At 73.8% G+C, this 21,796-nt stretch carries 18 protein-coding genes; 4 read left to right on the top strand and 14 right to left on the bottom strand.

Annotated elements, in window-relative coordinates; genetic code table 11:
• Positions 1-135 precede the first annotated feature (135 nt).
• From infB to rimP, 4 genes are all read right to left on the bottom strand, one after another.
• Positions 136-3,225 carry a translation initiation factor IF-2 gene (gene infB, locus ACZ6AQ_RS16695; RefSeq protein ID WP_468760439.1) on the bottom strand — a complete coding sequence of 1,030 codons (3,090 nt, stop codon included), beginning with the start codon at positions 3,223-3,225 and terminating at the stop codon, positions 136-138.
• Positions 3,226-3,372: 147 nt separating this feature from the next.
• Positions 3,373-3,654: a YlxR family protein gene (locus ACZ6AQ_RS16690; RefSeq protein WP_388699576.1), complete on the bottom strand. Its 282-nt coding sequence runs from the start codon at positions 3,652-3,654 to the stop codon at positions 3,373-3,375.
• Positions 3,655-3,728: 74 nt separating this feature from the next.
• Positions 3,729-4,739: a transcription termination factor NusA gene (nusA, locus tag ACZ6AQ_RS16685; protein WP_468760438.1), complete on the bottom strand. Its 1,011-nt coding sequence runs from the start codon at positions 4,737-4,739 to the stop codon at positions 3,729-3,731.
• Positions 4,740-4,741: 2 nt separating this feature from the next.
• Complete coding sequence (gene rimP / locus ACZ6AQ_RS16680; RefSeq protein ID WP_468760437.1) at positions 4,742-5,239, bottom strand: ribosome maturation factor RimP; 498 nt, start codon at positions 5,237-5,239, stop codon at positions 4,742-4,744.
• 187 nt (positions 5,240-5,426) lie between these two features.
• Between rimP and ACZ6AQ_RS16675 the strand changes: the two genes are divergently transcribed.
• From ACZ6AQ_RS16675 to ACZ6AQ_RS16660, 4 genes are all read left to right on the top strand, one after another.
• On the top strand, positions 5,427-5,990 hold the full coding sequence (locus ACZ6AQ_RS16675) for a hypothetical protein (RefSeq protein WP_468760436.1): 564 nt from the start codon (positions 5,427-5,429) through the stop codon (positions 5,988-5,990).
• A complete protein-coding gene (locus tag ACZ6AQ_RS16670; RefSeq protein ID WP_468760435.1) occupies positions 5,987-6,403 on the top strand; it encodes a DUF4439 domain-containing protein in 417 nt (138 codons plus the stop codon). Before ACZ6AQ_RS16675 ends, ACZ6AQ_RS16670 begins: the two co-directional genes overlap by 4 nt.
• Before the next feature lie 30 nt (positions 6,404-6,433).
• The gene (locus ACZ6AQ_RS16665) at positions 6,434-7,333 is read left to right on the top strand and encodes an aminoglycoside phosphotransferase family protein (protein WP_468760434.1); all 900 of its coding nucleotides are present in this window, start codon (positions 6,434-6,436) and stop codon (positions 7,331-7,333) included.
• 198 nt (positions 7,334-7,531) lie between these two features.
• The gene (locus tag ACZ6AQ_RS16660) at positions 7,532-8,503 is read left to right on the top strand and encodes a slipin family protein (RefSeq protein WP_468760433.1); all 972 of its coding nucleotides are present in this window, start codon (positions 7,532-7,534) and stop codon (positions 8,501-8,503) included.
• 61 nt (positions 8,504-8,564) lie between these two features.
• Here the strand turns inward: ACZ6AQ_RS16660 and ACZ6AQ_RS16655 are convergent, their stop codons facing one another.
• The 10 genes from ACZ6AQ_RS16655 to ACZ6AQ_RS16610 form a co-directional block, all read right to left on the bottom strand.
• Entirely contained in the window at positions 8,565-10,265 is a 1,701-nt protein-coding gene (locus tag ACZ6AQ_RS16655) for a proline--tRNA ligase (RefSeq protein WP_468760432.1), read from the bottom strand.
• 107 nt (positions 10,266-10,372) lie between these two features.
• Complete coding sequence (locus ACZ6AQ_RS16650; RefSeq protein ID WP_468760431.1) at positions 10,373-10,918, bottom strand: GNAT family N-acetyltransferase; 546 nt, start codon at positions 10,916-10,918, stop codon at positions 10,373-10,375.
• A 55-nt stretch (positions 10,919-10,973) separates the two neighbouring features.
• The gene (locus tag ACZ6AQ_RS16645) at positions 10,974-11,816 is read right to left on the bottom strand and encodes a GNAT family N-acetyltransferase (protein ID WP_468760430.1); all 843 of its coding nucleotides are present in this window, start codon (positions 11,814-11,816) and stop codon (positions 10,974-10,976) included.
• Between the two features lie 150 nt (positions 11,817-11,966).
• Positions 11,967-13,124, bottom strand: a complete 1,158-nt coding sequence (ispG, locus tag ACZ6AQ_RS16640) for a flavodoxin-dependent (E)-4-hydroxy-3-methylbut-2-enyl-diphosphate synthase (RefSeq protein ID WP_468760429.1) — start codon at positions 13,122-13,124, stop codon at positions 11,967-11,969.
• Positions 13,125-13,227: 103 nt separating this feature from the next.
• On the bottom strand, positions 13,228-14,538 hold the full coding sequence (locus ACZ6AQ_RS16635; protein ID WP_468760428.1) for a M50 family metallopeptidase: 1,311 nt from the start codon (positions 14,536-14,538) through the stop codon (positions 13,228-13,230).
• On the bottom strand, positions 14,535-15,785 hold the full coding sequence (gene dxr / locus ACZ6AQ_RS16630) for a 1-deoxy-D-xylulose-5-phosphate reductoisomerase (protein WP_468760427.1): 1,251 nt from the start codon (positions 15,783-15,785) through the stop codon (positions 14,535-14,537). The genes ACZ6AQ_RS16635 and dxr overlap by 4 nt, the downstream gene beginning before the upstream one ends.
• Before the next feature lie 34 nt (positions 15,786-15,819).
• Complete coding sequence (gene aroA, locus ACZ6AQ_RS16625) at positions 15,820-17,055, bottom strand: 3-phosphoshikimate 1-carboxyvinyltransferase (protein ID WP_468760426.1); 1,236 nt, start codon at positions 17,053-17,055, stop codon at positions 15,820-15,822.
• Between the two features lie 206 nt (positions 17,056-17,261).
• Positions 17,262-18,707 carry an aldehyde dehydrogenase family protein gene (locus ACZ6AQ_RS16620; protein WP_468760425.1) on the bottom strand — a complete coding sequence of 482 codons (1,446 nt, stop codon included), beginning with the start codon at positions 18,705-18,707 and terminating at the stop codon, positions 17,262-17,264.
• Positions 18,708-18,879: 172 nt separating this feature from the next.
• Complete coding sequence (locus ACZ6AQ_RS16615; RefSeq protein ID WP_468760424.1) at positions 18,880-19,839, bottom strand: EamA family transporter; 960 nt, start codon at positions 19,837-19,839, stop codon at positions 18,880-18,882.
• A gap of 355 nt (positions 19,840-20,194) precedes the next feature.
• Positions 20,195-21,748 carry a PucR family transcriptional regulator gene (locus tag ACZ6AQ_RS16610; RefSeq protein ID WP_388689324.1) on the bottom strand — a complete coding sequence of 518 codons (1,554 nt, stop codon included), beginning with the start codon at positions 21,746-21,748 and terminating at the stop codon, positions 20,195-20,197.
• Between the last annotated feature and the right edge of the window lie 48 nt (positions 21,749-21,796).

The raw sequence follows: 21,796 nt of genomic DNA, 5'->3' as shown, positions 1-21,796 counted from the left end.
TCCCGCCGGTTCGGGGTCAGTGGCCCCGCCCACCGCGGGGCGGGTGCACCAGGAACCGTACACGCAACGGCCGGGGCCGATCGACGGAATAAGTTCCGCCGACCGGCCCCTGCTCACTGCTGCGATCCGACGCGATCAGGCGCGCGGCTTCTCGCGCATCTCGTACGTCGCGATGACGTCGTCGACCTTGATGTCGTTGTAGTTTCCGAGGTTGATACCGCCCTCGAAGCCTTCGCGGATCTCGGTGACGTCGTCCTTGAAGCGGCGCAGACCGTGGATGGTGAGGTCCTCCGCGATGACCTTGCCGTCGCGGATGAGGCGCGCCTTGGTGTTGCGCTTGACCTCGCCGGAGCGGATGAGGACACCCGCGATGTTGCCCAGCTTGGACGAGCGGAAGACCTCGCGGATCTCCGCCGTACCGAGCTCGACCTCTTCGTACTCCGGCTTGAGGAGGCCCTTGAGCGCCGCCTCGATCTCCTCGATCGCCTGGTAGATGACCGAGTAGTACCGGACGTCGACGCCCTCGCGCTCCGCCATCTGCGCGGCACGGCCGGCCGCGCGGACGTTGTAGCCGATGACGATGGCGTCGGAGCCCATGGCCAGGTCGATGTCCGACTCGGTGACCGCACCCACACCGCGGTGCAGGACGCGGATGTCGACCTCTTCGCCGACGTCGAGCTGGAGCAGCGAGGACTCCAGGGCCTCGACCGCACCGGACGCGTCGCCCTTGATGATGAGGTTGAGTTCCTGGACGAGACCGGCCTTGAGCACCTTGTCGAGGTCCTCGAGGGACACCCGGCGGACGCGCTTGGCGAAGGCCGCGTTGCGCTCGCGGGCGGCCCGCTTCTCGGCGATCTGACGCGCCGTGCGGTCCTCGTCGACCACCAGGAGGTTGTCGCCGGCACCCGGGACGTTGGTGAGACCGAGCACCAGGACGGGAGTCGACGGGGTCGCCTCCTCGACGTTGTTGCCCTTGTCGTCGAGCATCGCCCGGACGCGGCCGTACGCGTCGCCGACCACCACGGTGTCGCCGATGCGCAGCGTTCCGCGCTGGACGAGGACGGTCGAGACCGCACCGCGGCCGCGGTCCAGGTGGGACTCGATCGCGATGCCCTGCGCGTCCTGGTTCGGGTTGGCCCGCAGGTCGAGCGAGGCGTCGGCGGTGAGGACGACGGCCTCCAGCAGGGAGTCGATGTGCAGACCCTGCTTGGCGGAGATGTCGACGAACATCGTGTCGCCGCCGTACTCCTCGGCCACCAGACCGAACTCGGTCAGCTGGCCGCGGACCTTGGTCGGGTCCGCGCCCTCGACGTCGATCTTGTTGACCGCGACGACGATCGGGACGCCGGCGGCCTTGGCGTGGTTGAGCGCCTCGATCGTCTGCGGCATGACGCCGTCGTTGGCCGCGACCACGAGGATCGCGATGTCGGTCGACTTCGCACCACGGGCACGCATGGCGGTGAACGCCTCGTGACCCGGGGTGTCGATGAAGGTGATGCGACGCTCTTCGCCGTTGACCTCGGTGCCCACCTGGTAGGCGCCGATGTGCTGGGTGATGCCACCGGCCTCGCCCGCGACGACGTTCGTCTTGCGGATCGCGTCGAGCAGTCGGGTCTTTCCGTGGTCGACGTGACCCATGACGGTGACGACCGGCGGACGGGAGACCAGGGCCTCTTCGCCGCCCTCGTCCTCGCCGAACTCGATGTCGAAGGACTCGAGCAGCTCGCGGTCCTCCTCCTCGGGCGAGACGATCTGAACGGTGTAGTTCATCTCCTCGCCGAGCATCGTCAGCGTGTCGTCGGAGACGGACTGCGTGGCCGTGACCATCTCGCCGAGGTTCATCATCACCGCGACGAGCGACGCCGGGTTGGCGCCGATCTTCTCGGCGAAGTCGGTGAGGGAGGCACCGCGCGACAGGCGAATGGTCTCGCCGTGGCCGCGGGGCAGCATCACGCCGCCCACGGACGGGGCCTGCATGGCCTCGTACTCCTGGCGCCTCTGACGCTTCGACTTGCGACCGCGACGCGCGGGACCGCCGGGACGGCCGAAGGCGCCCTGCGTGCCACCACGGCCACCGGGACCGCCGGGACGGCCGCCGAAGCCGCCGGGACGACCGCCGAAGCCGCCGCCACCGGGACCACCCGGACGGCCGCCGCCGCCACCGGGACCACCGGGACGGCCGGCGAAGCCGCCGCCACCGCCGCCGGGACCGGCCGGACGGCCGGTGAAGCCGGGACGACCGCCGCCGCCACCGCCGGGACCGCCCGGACGGCCGCCGGGGCCACCGGGACCACGGCCGCCGGGGCCGGGACGCGGGCCCGCGGCGGGACGCTGCGGCATCATGCCCGGGTTGGGACGGTTGCCGCCGGGGGCGCCGCCGGGACGGGGAGCCTGCGGACGGGGCATGCCGCCGGGGGTGGGACGGGCGCCGCCCGGGGCGCCGGGGCCGCCGGAACGCTGTGCGCCGCCGGGGCCGCCCTGCGGACGCGGGGCGCCCGGAACGGCACCGGGGCCGCCCGGACGGGGGGCACCGCCACCGGGACGCGGCGACTGCGGGCGCGCCATGCCGGTGGAGCCGCCCGAGGTGAAGGGGTTGTTGCCCGGACGGGGACCGGCCGGACGGGCACCGCCCGGACGGGGGGCCTGCTGGCCACCGGGGCGCGGGGCGCCCTGTCCCTGCGGGCGGGGTGCCTGCTGGCCCGGACGGGCGGCCGGGCGGGGGCCCGGGGTCGCGCCGGCGGGACGCTCCTTGCCGGCGGCCGGGGCCGACGGGGGCGCGGTGAACTCCGGGGCGGTCGGAGCCGGGGAGGCCGGCGCCGGCTTCGGCGCGGCCGGGGGCTTCGGACCCGGAGTGGGACGCGGGCCGGAGGCGGCCGGCGTCGAGGGCTTCTCCGCTGCCGCGGGCTTGGGCGCCGGGGTGGGCGCGCCAGGCTTCGGGGCGGCGGGACGTGCGGCCTGCGCCGGGGACGGCGCGGGGGATGCCTGCGCCGGCTTCGGCGCGGCGGGGGCGGGCGCCGCCTTGCGGGGCGCGCCGGGCTTCGCAGCGGTCCTGCCGGCGTTGCCGCCGGGACCCTGCAAAGCGTCAGTCAACTTGCGCACGACCGGCGCCTCGATCGTCGAGGACGCCGAACGGACGAATTCACCGAGTTCTTGGAGCTTGGCCATGACGACCTTGCTCTCCACACCGAACTCCTTGGCGAGTTCGTATACCCGGACCTTAGCCACTTTGCTCCTTTGTGAGGTCCGGTTACCGCCGGACCGTCGCTACTTCATGGGCGTACTCATCGCGTACTCATCGAGTGCTCATCGCAATCTCGACCTACTTCCAACTCGCGAGGTACCTGACCGCACGGTGTTCCGTGCCGTGCTTCTTCACTGCTGTGCCGATCGCTCGACGTGGTGGCGGAGTTCCGCGGTGTCGAGCGGTCCCTGGGCCCGGAAGGCCCTCGGGAACGCCCGGCGGCGGACCGCCAGGTCGAGACAGACCACGGCGGGGTGGAGGTACGCACCCCGGCCGGGCAGCGTACCGCGATGATCCGGAACGCACTCGTCCTTATTCATCACGATCCGCAGCAGATCGCTCTTGGCCGCTCGCTCCCGGCATCCCACACAGGTTCGCTCAGGGCACGCGCGGGCGGGCGTCCGGCCAGACACGATTAAGTCTACCTCCCCGTACCGACCTCGCCCGATCGGGGCAAGAATCGAACAGTCGTTGGCCAAAAACGGTCTCAGTCCCGGCCGGCCAGCCCGGTCTGCCCGGTCTGCTCGGTGTCCGGACGGATGTCGATCCGCCAGCCGGTGAGGCGCGCGGCCAGGCGGGCGTTCTGGCCCTCCTTGCCGATCGCGAGCGAGAGCTGGTAGTCCGGCACCGTCACCCGGGCCGAGCGGGCGCCCAGGTCGACGATCTCGACCTTGGAGACCCGGGCCGGGGAGAGCGCGTTCGCCACCATCTCGGCCGGGTCGTCCGACCAGTCGACGATGTCGATCTTCTCGCCGAGCAGCTCCGCCATCACGTTGCGGACGCGGCTGCCCATCGGGCCGATGCAGGCGCCCTTGGGGTTCAGGCCCGAACGGGTGGCGCGGACGGCGATCTTGGTGCGGTGGCCGGCCTCGCGGGCGATGGCCGAGATCTCGACCGAACCGTCCGCGATCTCCGGCACCTCCAGGGCGAAGAGCTTCTTCACCAGGTTGGGGTGGGTGCGCGACAGGGTGACGGAGGGACCGCGGACGCCCCTGGCCACCCGGACGACGTACGTCCGCAGACGCAGGCCGTGGGTGTACTCCTCGCCCGGCACCTGCTCCTGGACCGGAAGGATGGCCTCCAGCTTGTCGTCCAGCCTGACCAGGACGTTCTTCGGGTCCTTGCCCTGCTGCACCACGCCGGCGACGACATCGCCCTCGCGGCGCGCGTACTCGCCGAAGGTCACGTCGTTCTCGGCGTCCCGCAGCCGCTGCTGGATGACCTGGCGGGCGGTGCTCGCCGCGATCCGGCCGAAGTCGGACGGGGTGTCGTCGAAGTCCTTGGGCTCCTGGCCCTCCTCCAGGTCGGAGGGGTCCTCCTTCGCCCACACGGTGACGTGACCGGTGGTGCGGTCCAGCTCCACGCGCGCGTGGCGGCGGGCGTCGGGGGTGCGGTGGTACGCGATGAGGAGGGCCGACTCGATCGCCTCGACCAGCAGGTCGAAGGAGATCTCCTTCTCATGCGCCAAGCCCTTGAGCAGCTTCACGTCGATGTCCACGGCTACGCCTCCTCTTCCTTCTTGTCCTTGCGGTTGAACTCGATCTCGACACGCGCCCTGGAGATCTCGCCGAACCCGATCCGGCGGGCGGTGGGCCTGCGCCCCTTCACGCCCGGCACCTCCAGGTCGAGGCCGTCCTCGTCCACGGCGACGATCCGGGCGACCAGCTCACCCGCGTCGGCGAGCTGGAACCGGACCAGACGGCCGGTGGCCCGTACGTAGTGGCGGTGCTCGGTGAGGGGGCGGTCCGCGCCGGGGGAGCTGACTTCGAGGACGTACTCGCCCTCGCCCATCGCGTCGGTCTCGTCCAGCTTCTCGGAGATCGCGCGGCTCAGCTCGGCACAGAGGTCCAGCTCCACGCCCTCGTCCGCGTCGACGACGATCCGCAGCAGTCCGCGGCGGCCCGCCCGGGAGACCTCGATCTCCTCCAGGTCCAGGTCCTTCTCGCGGACGAGCGGCTCAATGAGTCCGCGCAGCCTGTCGCTCTGGTGGGTGCTCATCCGGGTGACTCCTCGGCCGCGTGTGCTGTTGTGGTTCGTCGCGTGTCAGACCAAAGGGTATCCGGTCCCGGAGGGTGTTGCCGTCCACCGGCCCGGGGCCCGCGGGTACGCTCGCCTGCGACGATCCCGGCGGTCTTCGCGTACGGACGGATCTTCGAATACGGACACGGCGGCCGAGGGAGAAGGTGTGACGACGACGGGCAGACGCGCGCTCCTCGTGGCGGGGGCGGCGGCGGGGGCCACGGCGCTGGTGGGCTGCACCTCCCCGGGCGGGGACGGCGGCCCCCGGCGGCCGGACGCCGCCGAACGGGAGGCCGCGCGGGCGGCGCGCGCCGAGGCGGCGCTGCGGGCGCGCTCGGTGGCCGCCGCGCGCGGACTGCTGGAACGGTACGACGCGGTGCTCACGGCCCATCCGGCCCTGGCGCCCCGGCTGGCCCCGCTGCGGCGCTCGGTGGCGGACCACGTGAAGGCCCTCGGCGAGGGCGGTACGGGCCCGGCGGAGCCCGTGACGGCCTCCCGGGCCCCCTCCGCCTCCGCCTCCGCCCCGGCGGCCCCCTCCCCTGCCCGCGTACCGGTGGCGGCCGACGCCGGGGCGGCCCTCGGGCAGCTCGCGGCGGCCGAGCGCGCCGCCTCCGACGGGCACACGGCGGCGCTGCTCGCCGCCCCTCCCGAGTACGCCCGGCTGCTCGCCTCGGTGGCGGCCTCGGGCGCCGTCCACGTCCATCTGCTGACCGGAGGAGCCCGGACATGAGCGCCCTCGACGCCGCCCAGGCGGCACTGGCCGCCGAGCACGCGGCGGTGTACGGGTACGGGGTCGTCGGCGGCCGGGTCGGCGCCGGACGCCGGGCGGAGGCCGCGGCCGCGTACGAGGCCCACCGGGCGCGCCGGGACGCGCTGCGCCGGACCGTACGGGACCTCGGCGGGACACCGGTGGCGGCGGAGGCGGCGTACGGGCTGCCGTTCCGGGTGGCGGACCGGGCGGACGCGGTGCGGCTCGCCGCCGTCCTGGAGGACCGGGTGGCCGCCGTCTACTCCGACCTGGTCAGGGCCACCGAGGGCCCGGCCCGGCGGGAGGCGGCCGCCGCGCTGAGGGAGGCGGCGGTACGCGCCGTGCGCTGGCGCGGCGGCGACGTAACCTTTCCTGGGCTCGCCGAGCGGGCCTGAGCCCGCCCCGACCGAAGGAACAACGTACGCATGGGTTTCGAACCGCCGCAGCGACTCGTCCGGGTGCTCGGCGAGACGTACGGGGAGTCCGCGGCGGCCGAGTGGCTGGAGCGGCTGCCGGAGCACGCGCGGGCCGCGCTCGACCGGGGCTCCCTGGAGGCCGAACGGGTGGTGGCCCCCGGCGGGCGGAGCAGTCTGGTGGTGCTCGTCCGGCGGCCCGACGGCTCCCCCGCCGCCCTCAAGGTGGCGCCTCCGTTCGCTCGGCCCGACCGGGAGCGGGACGCGCTCGCCCACTGGGACGGCTGGGGCGCGGTACGGCTGCTCGGGGAGGCCGGTGACGGGGGGCTGGTCCTCGAACGGCTGCACCCCGAGGTGTCGCTGCGCTCGCTGCCGGAGGCGAAGGCGCTCCTGGAGGCGGCGGGCACCGTGCGGAAGCTGTGGGTCGAGCCCCCGGCCGGTCACGGCTTCGAGTCGGTGGCCGGGCGGACGGCCCGGCAGGTTCCGGCGATGGAGCGCTACCGCGCGGACGCGGCGACCGCCGGTCTCACGGAGGCGGCGCTCGCGGCACGCGAGGAGCTGGTGGCCGGGGAGAGCGAGACGCTGCTGCTGCACGGCAACTTCCGGCAGGGCAAGGTCCTGGCCGGCGACCGGGCGCCGTGGCTGGCCGTGGGACCCGAACCGCTGGTCGGCGAGCGCGCCTACGACCTGGCCCGGCTCGTACGGGACCGGGTGGAGGACCTGGTCGCGGCCTCGGCGGGCGCCTCGGTGGCCCGGCGGCGGGTGAACAGGCTGGCGGACTCGCTGGACGTGGACCGGGAGCGGCTGCGCGGCTGGACCCTGTTCCGGGCGGTGGAGTCGGGGACGCGGGCGCTGACGGCGGGGCGGCGGCAGGACGCGGAGCTGCTCCTGGAGTTCGCGAGCTGGCTGTAGCCGGCGGGCCGGCACGGCTCCCGGACGGGCGGTCCCCGGACGGGCGGCTTCCGGAGGGGCCGCTTCCGGGCGGGCGAGGTTGCGCGGGCCGGAGACTGTTCGCGGACGAACAGCGGGGTAATACCCTTTTTGTACCGTTCGTCGGTCTTCGGCGTTCGGACTCGCCCGGTCCGGGCGGCTCGACCCCAGGGAGCCGTGATGATCGAAGAGCTGCTGCTGGCAGTGGGCGGCGCGGCCGCCGCGGCGGCGGTGTACGCGGGCGCGGCGGCGCGGGTGGTCAAGCAGTACGAACGCGGGGTCGTCTTCCGCTTCGGCAGGCTGCGCGGCCGGGTGCGGCCGCCCGGCTTCACCCTGGTCGTCCCGTTCGCCGACCGGCTGCACAAGGTGAACATGCAGATCGTCACGATGCCGGTGCCCGCGCAGGAGGGCATCACCCGGGACAACGTGACGGTGCGGGTGGACGCGGTCGTGTACTTCAAGGTCGTCGACCCGGCGGACGCCCTCGTACAGGTGGAGGACTACCGGTTCGCGGTCTCGCAGATGGCGCAGACCTCGCTGCGGTCGATCATCGGCAAGAGCGACCTGGACGACCTGCTGTCCAACCGGGAGCAGCTCAACCAGGGCCTCGAACTGATGCTCGACAGCCCGGCGATGGGCTGGGGCGTGGCCATCGACCGGGTGGAGATCAAGGACGTGTCGCTCCCGGAGACCATGAAGCGCTCGATGGCCCGGCAGGCGGAGGCGGACCGGGAGCGGCGGGCCCGGGTGATCAACGCGGACGCGGAGCTCCAGGCGTCGAAGAAGCTGGCGGAGGCGGCGGCGGAGATGTCGGCCCAGCCGGCCGCGCTCCAGCTGCGGCTGCTGCAGACGGTGGTGGCCGTGGCGGCGGAGAAGAACTCGACGCTGGTCCTGCCGTTCCCGGTCGAACTGCTGCGGTTCCTGGAACGGGCGACGCCGGAGGCCCCGGCGGGGACGGACACGGGCAAGGGTACGAACGCGGAGGCGGGCGCGGGTGCGAACGCGGGCGCGGCCCCCGCCCCGGTCCGGTCCCCGGAGGTGCCGTCGCTGCTCGACGAGGCGCGCCCGCGGGGACGGGCGGCGCCGGAGGACGCCATCGAGGACCTGACGGGCACGTCGGTGGAGCCGGCGCCCCGCGAGGACGGCGCCTGAGGAACGGGACGGGGGGGAGGGCCGGGACCCGCGGGTCCCGGCCCTCCCCCCCGTCCGGCGGTTACGCGGTGAGGCGGGCGACCGCCTCGTCCACCGTCAGCTCCTCGCGCTCCCCCGTGCGGCGGTCCTTCAGCTCCACGACGCCCTCGCCCGAACGGCGGCCCGCGACCAGGATCTTCGGGACGCCGATCAGCTCCGCGTCGGTGAACTTGACGCCCGGCGAGACGCCCGCGCGGTCGTCGACCAGGACGCGCAGCCCCGCGGCGGACAGCTTGTCGGAGACCTCCAGGGCCAGTTCGGTCTGGAGGGCCTTGCCCGCGGCGACCACGTGGACGTCGGCCGGGGCGACCTCGGCCGGCCAGCACAGGCCCTTGTCGTCGGCGGTCTGCTCGGCGAGGGCGGCCACGGCGCGCGAGACGCCGATGCCGTACGAGCCCATGGTCACGCGGACCGGCTTGCCGTTCTGGCCGAGGACGTCGAGCTTGAGGGCGTCGGCGTACTTGCGGCCGAGCTGGAAGATGTGGCCGATCTCGATGGCGCGGTCCAGCTTGAGGCCGGTGCCGCACTTCGGGCAGGGGTCGCCCTCCTCGACGACGACCACGTCGACGTACTCGGTGACCTCGAAGTCGCGTCCGGCGACCACGTTCTTCGCGTGGGTGTGCTCCTTGTTGGCGCCCGTGATCCAGGACGTGCCCGGCGCCACGCGCGGGTCGGCGACGTACGTGACCTTGTCGAGGCCCTGCGGGCCGACGTAGCCGCGCACGAGGTCGGGGCGGCCCGCGAAGTCGGTCTCGGTGACCATCTCGACGGTGGCCGGCGCGAAGTGCGCCTCGACCTTGCCGAGGTCGACCTCGCGGTCACCGGGGACGCCCACGGCGACGATCTCGCCGTCGACCTTCACCAGGAGGTTCTTGAGGGTGGCGGAGGTGGGGACGCCGAGGGAGGCCGCGAGGGTCTCGATGGTCGGGGTGTCCGGGGTGGGGATCTCCTCGGCGGCGGGCACGGCGGAGCCGTCCACGGCCTTCAGCGCGAAGGAGACCGCCTCGGTGTTGGCGGCGAAGTCGCAGTTCGGGCAGTCCGCGAAGGTGTCCTCGCCGGCCTCGGCCGGGGCGAGGAACTCCTCGGACTTCGAGCCGCCCATCGCGCCCGCCGTGGCGGCGCAGATGCGGTAGTCGAGGCCGAGGCGCTCGAAGACCCGCCGGTACGCCTGGCGGTGCAGGGCGTACGCCTGGGCGAGGCCCTCGTCCTCCGTGTCGAAGGAGTACGAGTCCTTCATCAGGAACTCGCGGCCGCGCAGGATGCCGGCGCGGGGGCGGGCCTCGTCGCGGAACTTGTTCTGGATCTGGTAGAGGATGACCGGCAGGTCCTTGTAGGAGGACGCCTGGTCCTTCACCAGGAGGGTGAAGATCTCCTCGTGGGTCGGGCCGAGGAGGTAGTCGCCGCCCTTGCGGTCCTGGAGGCGGAACAGCTCGGCGCCGTACTCGTCCCAGCGGCCGGTCGCGTCGTAGGGCTCGCGGGGCAGCAGGGCCGGCAGGGAGACCTCCTGCGCGCCGATGGCGTCCATCTCCTCGCGGACGATCCGCTCGACGTTGGCGAGGACCTTCTTGCCGAGGGGCAGCCAGCTCCAGATGCCGGCGGCGGTGCGGCGCACGTACCCCGCGCGGACGAGGAGCTTGTGGCTGAGGACCTCGGCGTCCGCCGGGTCGTCGCGCAGCGTCTTCGCCATCAACTTCGACATGCGCTGGACCGGTGCGTTGGCCATGGTTCTCGTACTCCTGCCGGGCTGGGGGTCCCCCCTGCTCGAACGGGCCGAGAGCTCGGGGGAGGTGATGGCCCCGAGGTTAGCCGGGCGGCCCCGGGGACGAGAAATCAGTTCCGGCGCGCCAGCGGCAGCGGGGCGCCCATCACCGCGTAGGGCCGGGGGGCGCTCGGGAAGTGCACCCGCCGGGCGAGGTCCCGGTAGCCGAGGGACCGGTAGAGGCCCCGCGCCGGGCTCTCGGTGTCGATGGCGGAGAGGATCGAGCGGGGCTCGGCGGCGGTGTCGGTGAGGGTGGTGATCAGCGCGCGGCCCGCGCCCCGGCCCTGGAAGCCGGGGTGGACGTGGAGTTCGGTGACGGCGAAGGAGCCGTCGAGCCAGTCGGCGGTGCCGGTGGCGCGCAGGTACGGCTCCACGACGGTGGACCACCAGTGGGTGCGGTCGTTGGGCATGCCGTACGCGAAGCCGACGAGCCGTCCGTCGGGGGTGGTGGCGCCGTAGGCGCGGGCGCCGGGCACGAGGAGGTGGCGCAGCACGATGTGGCGGCGCACGGCGACCTCGTCGGCGTCCAGGCCGAAGGCGACCGCCTGCACGGCCAGGGCCTCGTCCACCCGGGCGGCCAGGTCGACCGGTCCGATCGCGATCTCTGCGTCTTCCATGCGGCGCACCCTACAAGCGGCTCCCCCTCCGGCATAGCACGCGCGGGGAGGGCGCTCAGAACAGCACGCTCGTGAAGGCGCCGGTCTCGCGGAAGCCGACGCGGCGGTACGCGGCCCTGGCGGGGAGGTTGTAGTCGTTGACGTACAGGCTCACGACGGGGGCGACGTCGGCCAGGGCGTACCGGAGGACGGCGGCCATGCCCGTCTCGGAGAGGCCCCTGCCCCGGTGCTCGGGGGCGACCCAGACGCCCTGGATCTGGCAGGCCCGGCGGGTGGCGGCGCCGATCTCGGCCTTGAAGACGACCCTGCCGTCCTCGATCCGGGCGAAGGAGCGACCCGCGCCGACGAGTTCGGCGACCCGGGCCTGGTAGAGCAGGCCGCCGTCGTTGGCGAGCGGGGAGACGCCGACCTCCTCGGTGAACATGGCCACGCAGGCGGGCATGATCACCTCCATCTCGTCCTTGCGGACGCGGCGCACCAGCGGATCGGGCTCGACGGTGGCGGAGGGCTCCTCGGCGACCATGAGGGGCTGGTTGGCCCGGACGTCCCTGGCGGGGCCCCAGCTCGGTTCCAGGAGCCGCCACAGTTCCGTGGTGGGTCCGGCGGGGCCGACGATGGAGGAGCAGCGGCGGCCGGTCCTGCGGGCCCGGTCGGCGAAGGCGCGGACGGCCCCGGGGGTGGCGCAGATCGGGACCAGGTTGGCGCCGGAGTAGCAGAGCGAACGCAGCCGTCCCTCGGTGTACCAGCCCCACATCTCGCCGCCGAGGCGCCAGGGGTCCAGCCCGGCGGCCTGGACGCGGGCGGTCACGAAGGCGTTCTCGACGGGAGCGCTCTCCAGGACGGCGAGTGCGGCGCCGAGGTCGGCGGGTTCGAGGACCCGGGTGGTCTCTGTCAACACGAGGGGGCCTCACCGTGCGGTTCCGCTGGTTCACCGCACTTTACCCGGAGGGTCGCGGGGCGCGCCTCCGGCGGCCGAAGCCCCGCCCCCCGGGGCGGGGGCGGGGCTTCGGCGGGAGCTTCGCGGGCGCGGCGCCCGGTCGCGGGCGGGTCAGCCCGCGACGGCGATCGTCGGCTCGCCGCTCGCGACGCCGTCCTTCTCCATCTGCTCGGCGATCTTCAGCGCCTCCTCGATGAGGGTCTCGACGATCTTCGACTCGGGGACGGTCTTGATGACCTCGCCCTTGACGAAGATCTGGCCCTTGCCGTTGCCGGAGGCGACGCCGAGGTCGGCCTCGCGGGCCTCGCCGGGACCGTTGACGACGCAGCCCATGACGGCGACGCGCAGCGGGACGGTCATGCCGTCGAGGCCGGCGGTGACCTCCTCGGCCAGCTTGTAGACGTCGACCTGGGCGCGGCCGCAGGAGGGGCAGGAGACGATCTCCAGGCGCCGCTGGCGCAGGTTCAGCGACTCCAGGATCTGGATGCCGACCTTGATCTCCTCGGCCGGCGGGGCGGAGAGCGAGACGCGGATGGTGTCGCCGATGCCCTGGGAGAGCAGCGCGCCGAAGGCGACGGCCGACTTGATGGTGCCCTGGAAGGCGGGGCCCGCCTCGGTGACGCCGAGGTGCAGCGGGTAGTCGCACTGGGCGGCGAGCTGGCGGTACGCCTCGACCATGACGACCGGGTCGTTGTGCTTGACCGAGATCTTGATGTCGCGGAAGCCGTGCTCCTCGAAGAGGGACGCCTCCCACAGGGCGGACTCGACCAGCGCCTCGGGGGTGGCCTTGCCGTACTTCCTGAGGAGCCGGGCGTCGAGCGAGCCGGCGTTGACGCCGATGCGGATCGGGGTGCCGGCCTCGGAGGCCGCCTTGGCGATCTCCTTGACCTTGTCGTCGAACTGCTTGATGTTTCCCGGGTTGACGCGGACGGCGGCGCAGCCCGCGTCGATGGCGGCGAACACGTACTTCGGCTGGAAGTGGATGTCCGCGATGACGGGGATCTGCGACTTCTTCGCGATCGTGGCGAGGGCGTCGGCGTCGTCCTGGGTGGGGCAGGCCACGCGCACGATCTGGCAGCCGGAGGCCGTCAGCTCGGCGATCTGCTGGAGCGTGGCACCGATGTCGGACGTGCGGGTGGTGGTCATCGACTGCACGGAGACGGGAGCGTCACCGCCGACGGCCACGCTGCCGACCTGGATCTGACGGCTCTTGCGCCGCTCGGCGAGCCGGGTCGGGACGGTCGGGATACCGAGAGAAATCGCGGTCATCTGATGTGCAACCTCAGGGTTGTGCGTCGGCGGGCTCGGGTCTCCGAGGTTACCGCCCCGGCGGCGGGGGGCCGGACACCACCGGGTCCGGCCCTCCGGGGGATCACGTCAGCTTCACCGGGTTGACGATGTCGGCGGCGAGGACGAGCAGGGTGAAGCAGACGAAGACGCCGGCCACCACGTACGCGGCGGGCATCAGCCGGGCCACGTCGAACGGGCCGGGGTCGGGGCGCTTGAAGATCCGGGCCGCGTGGCGGCGCACGGACTCCCACAGGGCGCCCGCGATGTGGCCGCCGTCGAGCGGCAGCAGCGGGAGCATGTTGAACAGGAACAGCGAGACGTTGAACATGACGAGCAGGTTCATGAACATCACGAGGATGCGTTCCGGCGGCGCGTCCACGGTCATCAGCTCGCCGGTGATGCGGGCGGCGCCGAGGACGCCGACCGGGGAGTCCTCGGCGCGCTCGCCGTCGCCGAAGGTGGCGTTCCAGAGGCCGGGGATCTTGCCCGGGAGGGCGACGACCGAGTGGACGCCGGTCTCCAGGAGGTCGGTCATGCGGCTGGTGGTCTCGCCGAAGGTGAGGGCGGCGACCTCGGACTTCGGCTGGAAGCCGAGGTATCCGGCGTCGACGTACTGGACCGGCCGGACGACGTTGCCGTCGGCGTCCTTCTTCTCGACCTTGTTGGAGACGAGGGTGGGGTGCAGGTCGAGCCGCTGTCCGTCCCGCTCGACGGTGAGCGTGGCGGGGCCGATGGCGGCGGTGCGGATGCGGTCGGAGAGGGTGTTCCAGTCGTTCACCGCCCGCCCGTTCAGGGCGAGGATCCTGTCCCCGTCCTTCAGGCCGGCCGCGTACGCCGGGGAGACGGGGTCGCCCTGCTCGCACTTCTGGCGCTTCTCGCTGAGTTCGATGACGCACTTCTGGACCCCGGCGACCCGGGTCGTCGGGCCCTCGACGCCGAGCGTCATCATCGACCCGAAGAAGAGCGCCGCCGCCAGGACCAGGTTCATGAACGGTCCGGCGAACATGACGACGACGCGCTTCCACGGCTTGCGCGTGTAGAACAGCCGGGTCTCGTCGCCCTCCTGCAGCTCCTCGTACGACGCCTCGCGGGCGTCCTCGATCATGGAGCGCCAGGGCGAGGTGGAGCGGGCCTCGATGCGCCCGTCCGCGCCCGGCGGGAACATGCCGATCATGCGGATGTAGCCGCCGGCCGGGATGGCCTTGATGCCGTACTCGGTCTCGCCGCGCCTCCTCGACCAGATCGTGGGGCCGAAGCCGACCATGTACTGCGGGACGCGGATGCCGAAGAGCTTGGCCGTGGAGAGGTGGCCGAGTTCGTGCCAGGCGATGGAGACGAGCAGCCCCAGCACGAACAGCGCGATGCCCAGGGCGTACAGGAGCGTTTCGTTCATGCGCGGGCCTCCGCTGTCGCCTTCGCTGCGAGTTCTCGGGCCCGGGCCCGTGCCCAGGTCTCCGCTTCCAGGACGTCCGGCACGGTGAGGGAGGTTCCCGCGGCGGGAACGCCGTGCTCCGTGACGACCGTCGTGACCGTGTCCATGATGCCGTTGAACGGCAGCCGGCCCGCCAGGAACGCCTCGACGCACTCCTCGTTGGCGGCGTTGAAGACGGCGGGGGCGGTGCCGCCCAGTTCGCCCACGTGCCGGGCCAGGCCGACGGACGGGAACGCCTCGGTGTCGAGCGGGAAGAACTCCCAGGTGGACGCCTTGCTCCAGTCGAAGGCGGGGGCCGCGTCGGGGACCCGCTCGGGCCAGCCGATGCCGATGGCGATCGGGCCGCGCATGTCGGGCGGGGTGGCCTGGGCGAGCGTGGAGCCGTCCGTGAACTCCACCATCGAGTGAACGTAGGACTGCGGGTGGACGACGACCTCGATGCGGTCGAAGGGGATGTCGTAGAGGAGGTGGGCCTCGATGACCTCCAGTCCCTTGTTCACCAGGGTCGCGCTGTTCACCGTGATCACCGGGCCCATGGCCCAGGTGGGGTGGGCGAGCGCGTCCTCGCGGGTGACGTGGGCCAGTTCGTCCCTCGTACGGCCGCGGAAGGGGCCTCCGGAGGCGGTGACGACCAGCTTGCGGACGTCGGCGCGCGTGCCGGCGGCGAGCGCCTGGAAGAGGGCCGCGTGCTCGGAGTCGACCGGGATGATCTGGCCCGGCTTCGCGAGCGCCTTCACCAGGGGGCCGCCGACGATCAGCGACTCCTTGTTGGCGAGGGCGAGGGTGCGGCCGGCCTCCAGGGCGGCGAGGGTCGGCGCGAGGCCGATGGAGCCGGTGATGCCGTTGAGGACGGTGTGGCACGGGGAGGCGGCCAGGTGCGCGGCGGCGTCCGGCCCCGCCAGGAGTTCCGGCAGGGGCTCGGAGCCGTAGCGCGCCTCCAGGGCCTCGCGCAGCTCGGGCAGCGCCTCTTCGCGGGCGACCGCGACCGTGGCGACCCCCAGCCGGTGCGCCTGCTCGGCGAGCAGTCCGGTCCGGCCGCCGGAGGCGGCCAGGGCGGTGACCCGGAAGCGGTCGGGGTTGCGCAGCACCAGGTCGACGGCCTGGGTGCCGATGGACCCGGTCGAGCCGAGGACGACGATGTCCCGGCGGCCTTCGGACGCGTCGAAGGCGGTGTGCGGGTCGGCGAGGGGTGAGGGACGGTCGGTCATGCCCCCCATTCTTGCCGCAAACCCGGCCCGGTCTTCACGGGGTGCGGGCGAACGCGTCGAAGACGCGGTGGAAGTCGGGGAACGTCTTCTTCACGCAGCCGGGGTCGTCGAAGGTGATGCCGGGGGTGCGCAGGGCGGTGACCGCGAAGGACATGACGATCCGGTGGTCGCCGTGGGTGGCGATCCCGACGGGTCCGGCGGGCGTGCCCGGGTGGATCTCGATCCAGTCGGGGCCGGTGCGGACGGTGATCCCGAGGCGGCGCAGGTTCTCGGCGCAGGCGTCGAGCCGGTCGCACTCCTTGACCCGGGTGTTGGCGACGTCCTCGATGCGGACCGGGCCGTCGGCGAACGGCGCCATCGCGGCGAGCGTCGGCATGGTGTCGGAGATGTCCCGCATGGTGACGGTGAGTCCGCGCAGGGTGCCGGTGGAGCGGACGGTGGTGGCGTCCTGGCCGATCTCGACGTCGGCGCCCATGCGGCGCAGGACGTCGACGAAGGCGAGGTCGCCCTGGAGGGCGCCGGTGCCGAGGCCGGGGACGGTGACCGAGCGGCCGGGTTCGAGGGCGGCGGCGGCGAAGAAGTAGCTCGCGGTGGAGGCGTCGGGCTCGACGGCGTACGTCCTGGCCCGGTAGCCGGTGGGGGCGACGCGGTAGGTGCGCCCCTCCCGCCGCACGTCCGCGCCGAAGCTCCGCATCATGGCGAGGGTGATCTCGACGTACGGCTCCGAGACCAGGTCCGTGACGGTGATGTCGAGGCCCTCGGCGGTGAGCGGGCCGAGCATGAGCAGGGCGGTGAGGTACTGGGAGGACTGCCCGGCGTCCAGGGTGAGCGCACCGCCCCTGACGCCGCGGGCGTGGACGGCGAGCGGGTGGTGGCCCTCCTCGCCGCCGTGCCGCAGGTCGACGCCGAGGGCCCGCAGGGCGGCGGTGAGCGGGCCGAGGGGCCGCCGCCGCATCTGGGCGGAGGCGTCGAAGCGGTACGTGCCGCGACCGGTGGCGGCGAGGGCGGGGAGGAAACGGGCGGTGGTGGCGCCGTCGCGGCAGTAGACGTCGGCGGTGTCCGCGCCGGGGCCGGCGGGACGGCCCTCGACGTGCCAGGCGCCGGGTTCGCGGCGCACGGCGTACCCGAGGGCGGCGAGCCCTTCGGCGAAGCCCTCGGTGTCGTCGGAGACGAGGGGCCGCAGGAGGGTGGTGGTGCCCTCGGCGGCGGCGGCGAGGAAGAGCGCGCGGGCGGTGACGGACTTGGAGCCCGGTATGTCGATGACGGTCACGGGCGCCATCCTGCCGTGCCGGCCGGGCGGACGGGCCGGTGTTCCGGATACCGGGACGTACGGGGCCCGGGCCCGGGGCCGGGGCACGGGGCGGAGGCGCGGGGCCCGTACCGCCGTGAGGCCGCCGGGAAGGGCGAAGGCGGTCCGGCTCCCCGCACAGTGGAGCCGGACCGCCCGGTCCGGGTGGGGCAGGTGCCCCGGGGGTCCTACAGGGCGAGGCCCGTGAGGACGAGGACGCGCTCGTAGGTGTAGTCGTCCATCGCGTACTTGACGCCCTCGCGGCCGACGCCGGAGCGCTTGGCGCCGCCGTACGGCATCTGGTCGGCGCGGTACGAGGGGACGTCGCCGACGATCACGCCGCCGACCTCCAGGGCGCGGTGGGCGCGGAAGGCGGCCTGCAGGTCGTGGGTGAAGACACCGGCCTGGAGGCCGAAGTCGGAGTCGTTGACCGCGGCGAACGCCTCGGCCTCGCCGTCGGTCCTCGCGATCGTCAGGACCGGGCCGAAGACCTCGGCGCGGGCCAGGGTGACGTCGGCCGGGAGGTCGGTGAGGACGGTCGGGGCGTAGGTGGCGCCCTCGCGCTTGCCGCCGGTCAGGAGCGTGGCACCGGCCGCGACGGCCTCGTCCACCCAGGACTCGACGCGCTTCGCGGCGGCCTCGTCGACGAGCGGGCCGACGTCGGTGGCGTCGTCCGCCGGGTCGCCGGTGACCTGGGCCTCGACGGCGGCGACGATCTTCGGCAGCAGGCGGTCGTGGACGGAGGAGTCCACGATCACGCGCTGGACGGAGATGCAGGACTGGCCGCCCTGGTAGTTGGAGAAGGTGGCGATGCGGCCGGCGGCCCAGTCCAGGTCCTCCTCCGAGGACCAGTCGGGCAGGACGACGGCCGCGGCGTTGCCGCCGAGCTCCAGGGTGCAGTGCTTGTGCGGCACGGACTCCTGGATGGCGTAGCCGACCTTGTCGGAGCCGGTGAAGGAGATGACCGGGAGGCGCTCGTCCTGGACGAGGGCGGGCATCCGGTCGTTCGGCACGGTCAGGATCGACCAGGAGCCGGCCGGCAGGTCGGTCTCGGCCAGGATCTCGCCCAGGATCAGGGAGGAGATCGGGGTCGAGGGGGCCGGCTTGAGGATGATCGGGGCGCCGACGGCGATGGCCGGGGCGACCTTGTGGGCGCTGAGGTTCAGCGGGAAGTTGAACGGCGCGATGCCGAGGACGACGCCCTTGGGGATGCGGCGGGTGAGGGCGAGGCGGCCCGCGCCGCCGGCCTCGGTGTCCAGGCGCTGAGCCTCGCCGGCGTTCCAGCGGCGGGCCTCCTCGGCGGCGAAACGGAAGACGGAGACGGCGCGGCCGACCTCGCCGCGGGCCCACTTGACGGGCTTGCCGTTCTCGGCCGAGATGACCTGGGCGATCTCCTCGGTGCGCTCGGCGAGGCGCTTCGACACGTGGTCGAGGGCGGCGGCGCGGATGTGGGCCGGAGTGGCGGCGAACTCGTCGACGACGGCGTGCGCGGCGGCGACGGCCTCCTCGACCTGGGCCTCGGTGGGCACGCTGACCTTGCCCACCAGACGCCCGTCGAAGGAGTTCGTGACGTCGAAGGTGGCCTCGCCGGTGGCCTCGCGGCCGGCGAGCCAGAAGGCGTGGGTGGTCGTCATTGCGTCCCGGCCCTTTCCGTATCGGGGGGTGCGAGCGATTGCTCTCGTGACACGTTAGGGCCGGGGCGGGCCACGTGGGTTTGTCCGGTCTGTAGTGATGGGGCCGGAGCCCTGTCCGAATTGGCCGAACAGGGGCCGGGAGCGGTCCCGGGGAGGCGGCCCCGGGAGGCGGTCAGCCGCGCCGTTCGGTCGTCACGATCAGGCAGACCCCGGCCACCACGATCGCGCCGCCCAGGACGAGGGGCCAGGTCAGGGCCTCGTTCAGGACGAGGGCGCCGAGGGCGACGGCGACGACGGGGTTGACGTACGCGTAGGTCGCGACGAGGGAGAGCGGGGCCGCCCGCAGGAGCCAGGCGTACGCGGTGAAGGCGATCAGCGAACCGAAGACGACCAGGTAGGCGAGGGCGGCCCAGGAACGGGTGGAGACCTCGGCGGGGTCGAGGCCGTGGTGCTCGCCGCGGGACAGGCCGACGGCGACGCCGGCGAGACCGCCCGCGACCATCTCGTACGCGCTGGTGGCGAAGGGATTGGCGGGCATCGGAAGGCGCGAGGAGACGAAGGAGCCCACGGACCAGCTGAGGGCGGCGGCGACCACGAGGAGGACACCGCCGATCCGCACCTCGCCGGTCAGGCCCGGCAGGGTGAGGACGCCGAGCCCGGCGAGGCCGAGGAGGACGCCGCCGACCGCGCCGGGGCCGGGGCGCTCGCCGGTGGTGACGCGCAGGACGACCACCCAGACGGGGACGGCGGCGACGAGGAGCGCGGCGAGACCGGAGGGGATGGAGGTCTCCGCGAGGACGACGAGCCCGTTGCCGCCGAGGATGAGGAGCAGGCCGACGAGGAGGGCCGAGCCGAGCTGCCGGCGGGTGACCCTGAGGGCGGCGGGGCCCTGGCGCCAGGCGACGATCCCGGCGAGCAGCAGGCCCGCGGTGACGAAGCGGGCGCCACCGGAGAGGAACGGGGGCAGGGTCTCGACGACGACCCGGATGCCGAGGTACGTGGACCCCCACACGACGTACACGATGCCGAGAGCGGCCCAGACGGCGCCGGTGATCCGGCGGGCGGGCGCCGGGGGTGTGACGGGGAGGGCGGTACGGGTGCCGGGAGCCGGGTCGACGGCGGGTTCTGTCATGAACAGGAGAATAGGGAGCGGAAGGCGGGAACTGCCAGAAATTTGCCCGCTTCCGGGCAGGGGTTCGGGGGCCCGGGCGACGGAGGGGGCGGGAACGGCAGCCTGGAGGGCGGTGGCCGGGGGCGGCCCGGGGGGCGGCGGCCTGGGGGCGGCCCGGGGGGGCGGCGGCGGTTCGGACGGCCTGGAGCCGGGAAGCCCGCGACGCCCTGGGGTCGCCCCGCCGCTCGGGGACTGCCCCATCCGCTCGGGGCTGCCCCACCCGCTCGGGGCTGACCCACACCCGTTCGGGGCTGACCCACACCCGCTCGGGGCTGCCCCGCACCCGCCCGGGGACTACCCCGTCCCTCCAGAGGGGCTACCCCGTCCCCTCCCCCGTCGCCTTCAGGGCCAGCCACAGCTCCATCCGCACGTCCGGATCGTCCAGGGAACGGCCCAGGATCTCCTCCACCCGGCGCATCCGGTAGCGCAGGGTGTGCCGGTGGACGCCCAGGTCCGTCGCCGCCGCGTCCCACTGGCCGTGCCGGGAGAGCCAGGCGCGCAGGGAGACCACCAGGTCGCCGCGGCCCGTGGCGTCGTGGTCGCGGAGGGCCCGCAGCATCCCGTCGGCGAAGGCGCGGACGGCGTCGTCGGCGAGGAGCGGCAGGACCGAGCCCGCCGCCAGGTCCTCGTGCTCGACGAGCGCCCGGCCCCGGCGCCGGGCCACCGAGAGCGCCTGCTCGGCCTGCTTGTACGCGGGCGCGGCGCCGACGGGACCCGCCGGGGCCGAGAGGCCGATGACGACGCCGGCCTCCTCCGCCTCCCGCTCCGCGTACCCGGCGCAGGCGGCGGCGACCGCGCCGCCGTCCCCGGCGAGGACGACGAGCCGCCGCTCGCCCTCGGACACGGCGAGCACCGTCTCGCCGGCGCGGGCGGCGGCGGCCTCCAGGGTTTCGGCGAGCGCCGGGAGGGGCGGCTCACCGGCCGGTTCGCCGCCGGCCTGCTCGGCGACGAGCAGCCGGAACGGGGCGTCGAGGAGGCCGCCGTACACGTCGCCGGCCACCGCGCGCGCGTGGTCGGGCTGGCCGGCGAGCATCATCCGCAGGACGGCCGTGCCGACCCGCTGTTCGGCCGCCTGGAGCGAGCGGGAGCGTTCCGTGGTCAGGGTGAGCAGGGCGATCGCGGAGTGCACCGCGTACCGCTCGGCCGTGCCGAGGGGCGCGCCGGTGCCGACCGCGAGGGCGCCCCGGACCCGCCGCCCGGTGCCGAGCGACTGGAGTTCGACGCGGTCGTCCGCACCGCCGACCACCGCGCTCGCGGGGGCGGAGCGTTCCCGCAGCCGCTCCACGTCGGGGGTGAGACGGGCGGCCCGGCGCGCCGCCCACTCGGGCGAGACGGCGACGGGCCGGCCGGAGGCGTCGTAGAGGGCGGCCCAGCCGTCGACGTGGGCGGCGAGCCGGGCGACGACGGCCTCGGGCCCCTCGGCGAGCGCGGCCCGGGTCAGCTCGCGCTGCGCCTCGAAACCGGCCGTGACGGCGCGGTACTGGTCGGCGGAGATGGCGGCCGACACCGCCTTGCTGATGGCCAGGAACGGGGTGCGGCGCGGCACCTCCAGGAGCGGCAGGTGCTCCTCGCGGGCCGCTTCGAGCAGCGCGGCCGGGATCTCCTCGTGGTTCACGCCCACGGCGAACCCGAGCCCGACGACCCCCGCGTCGAGCAGCCGCCGCACATAGCGGCGCATGGCCTCCAGGTCCTCCGCGTCGAGGGTGAGCGCCGTGGTGAGGAGCAGCTCACCGCCCTCCATGTACGGGACGGGATCGGCGAGTTCGCTGACGTGGGCCCAGCGGACGGGGGCGTCGAGACGGTCCTCACCCGCGCGGACGACGAGCTTGAGGGCGGAGTGCTGCACGAGCGAGGCGAGGGTGGGCGGCATTGGGGACCGTCGGACCTTTGGGCGAGGGGGCGCCGCTCAGCCGAGCGG

It is taken from the genome of Streptomyces sp. NPDC041191 (assembly GCF_055591945.1).
Note: the sequence above shows the minus strand (reverse complement) of the source record. Positions and strands in the feature narration are given on the sequence as shown.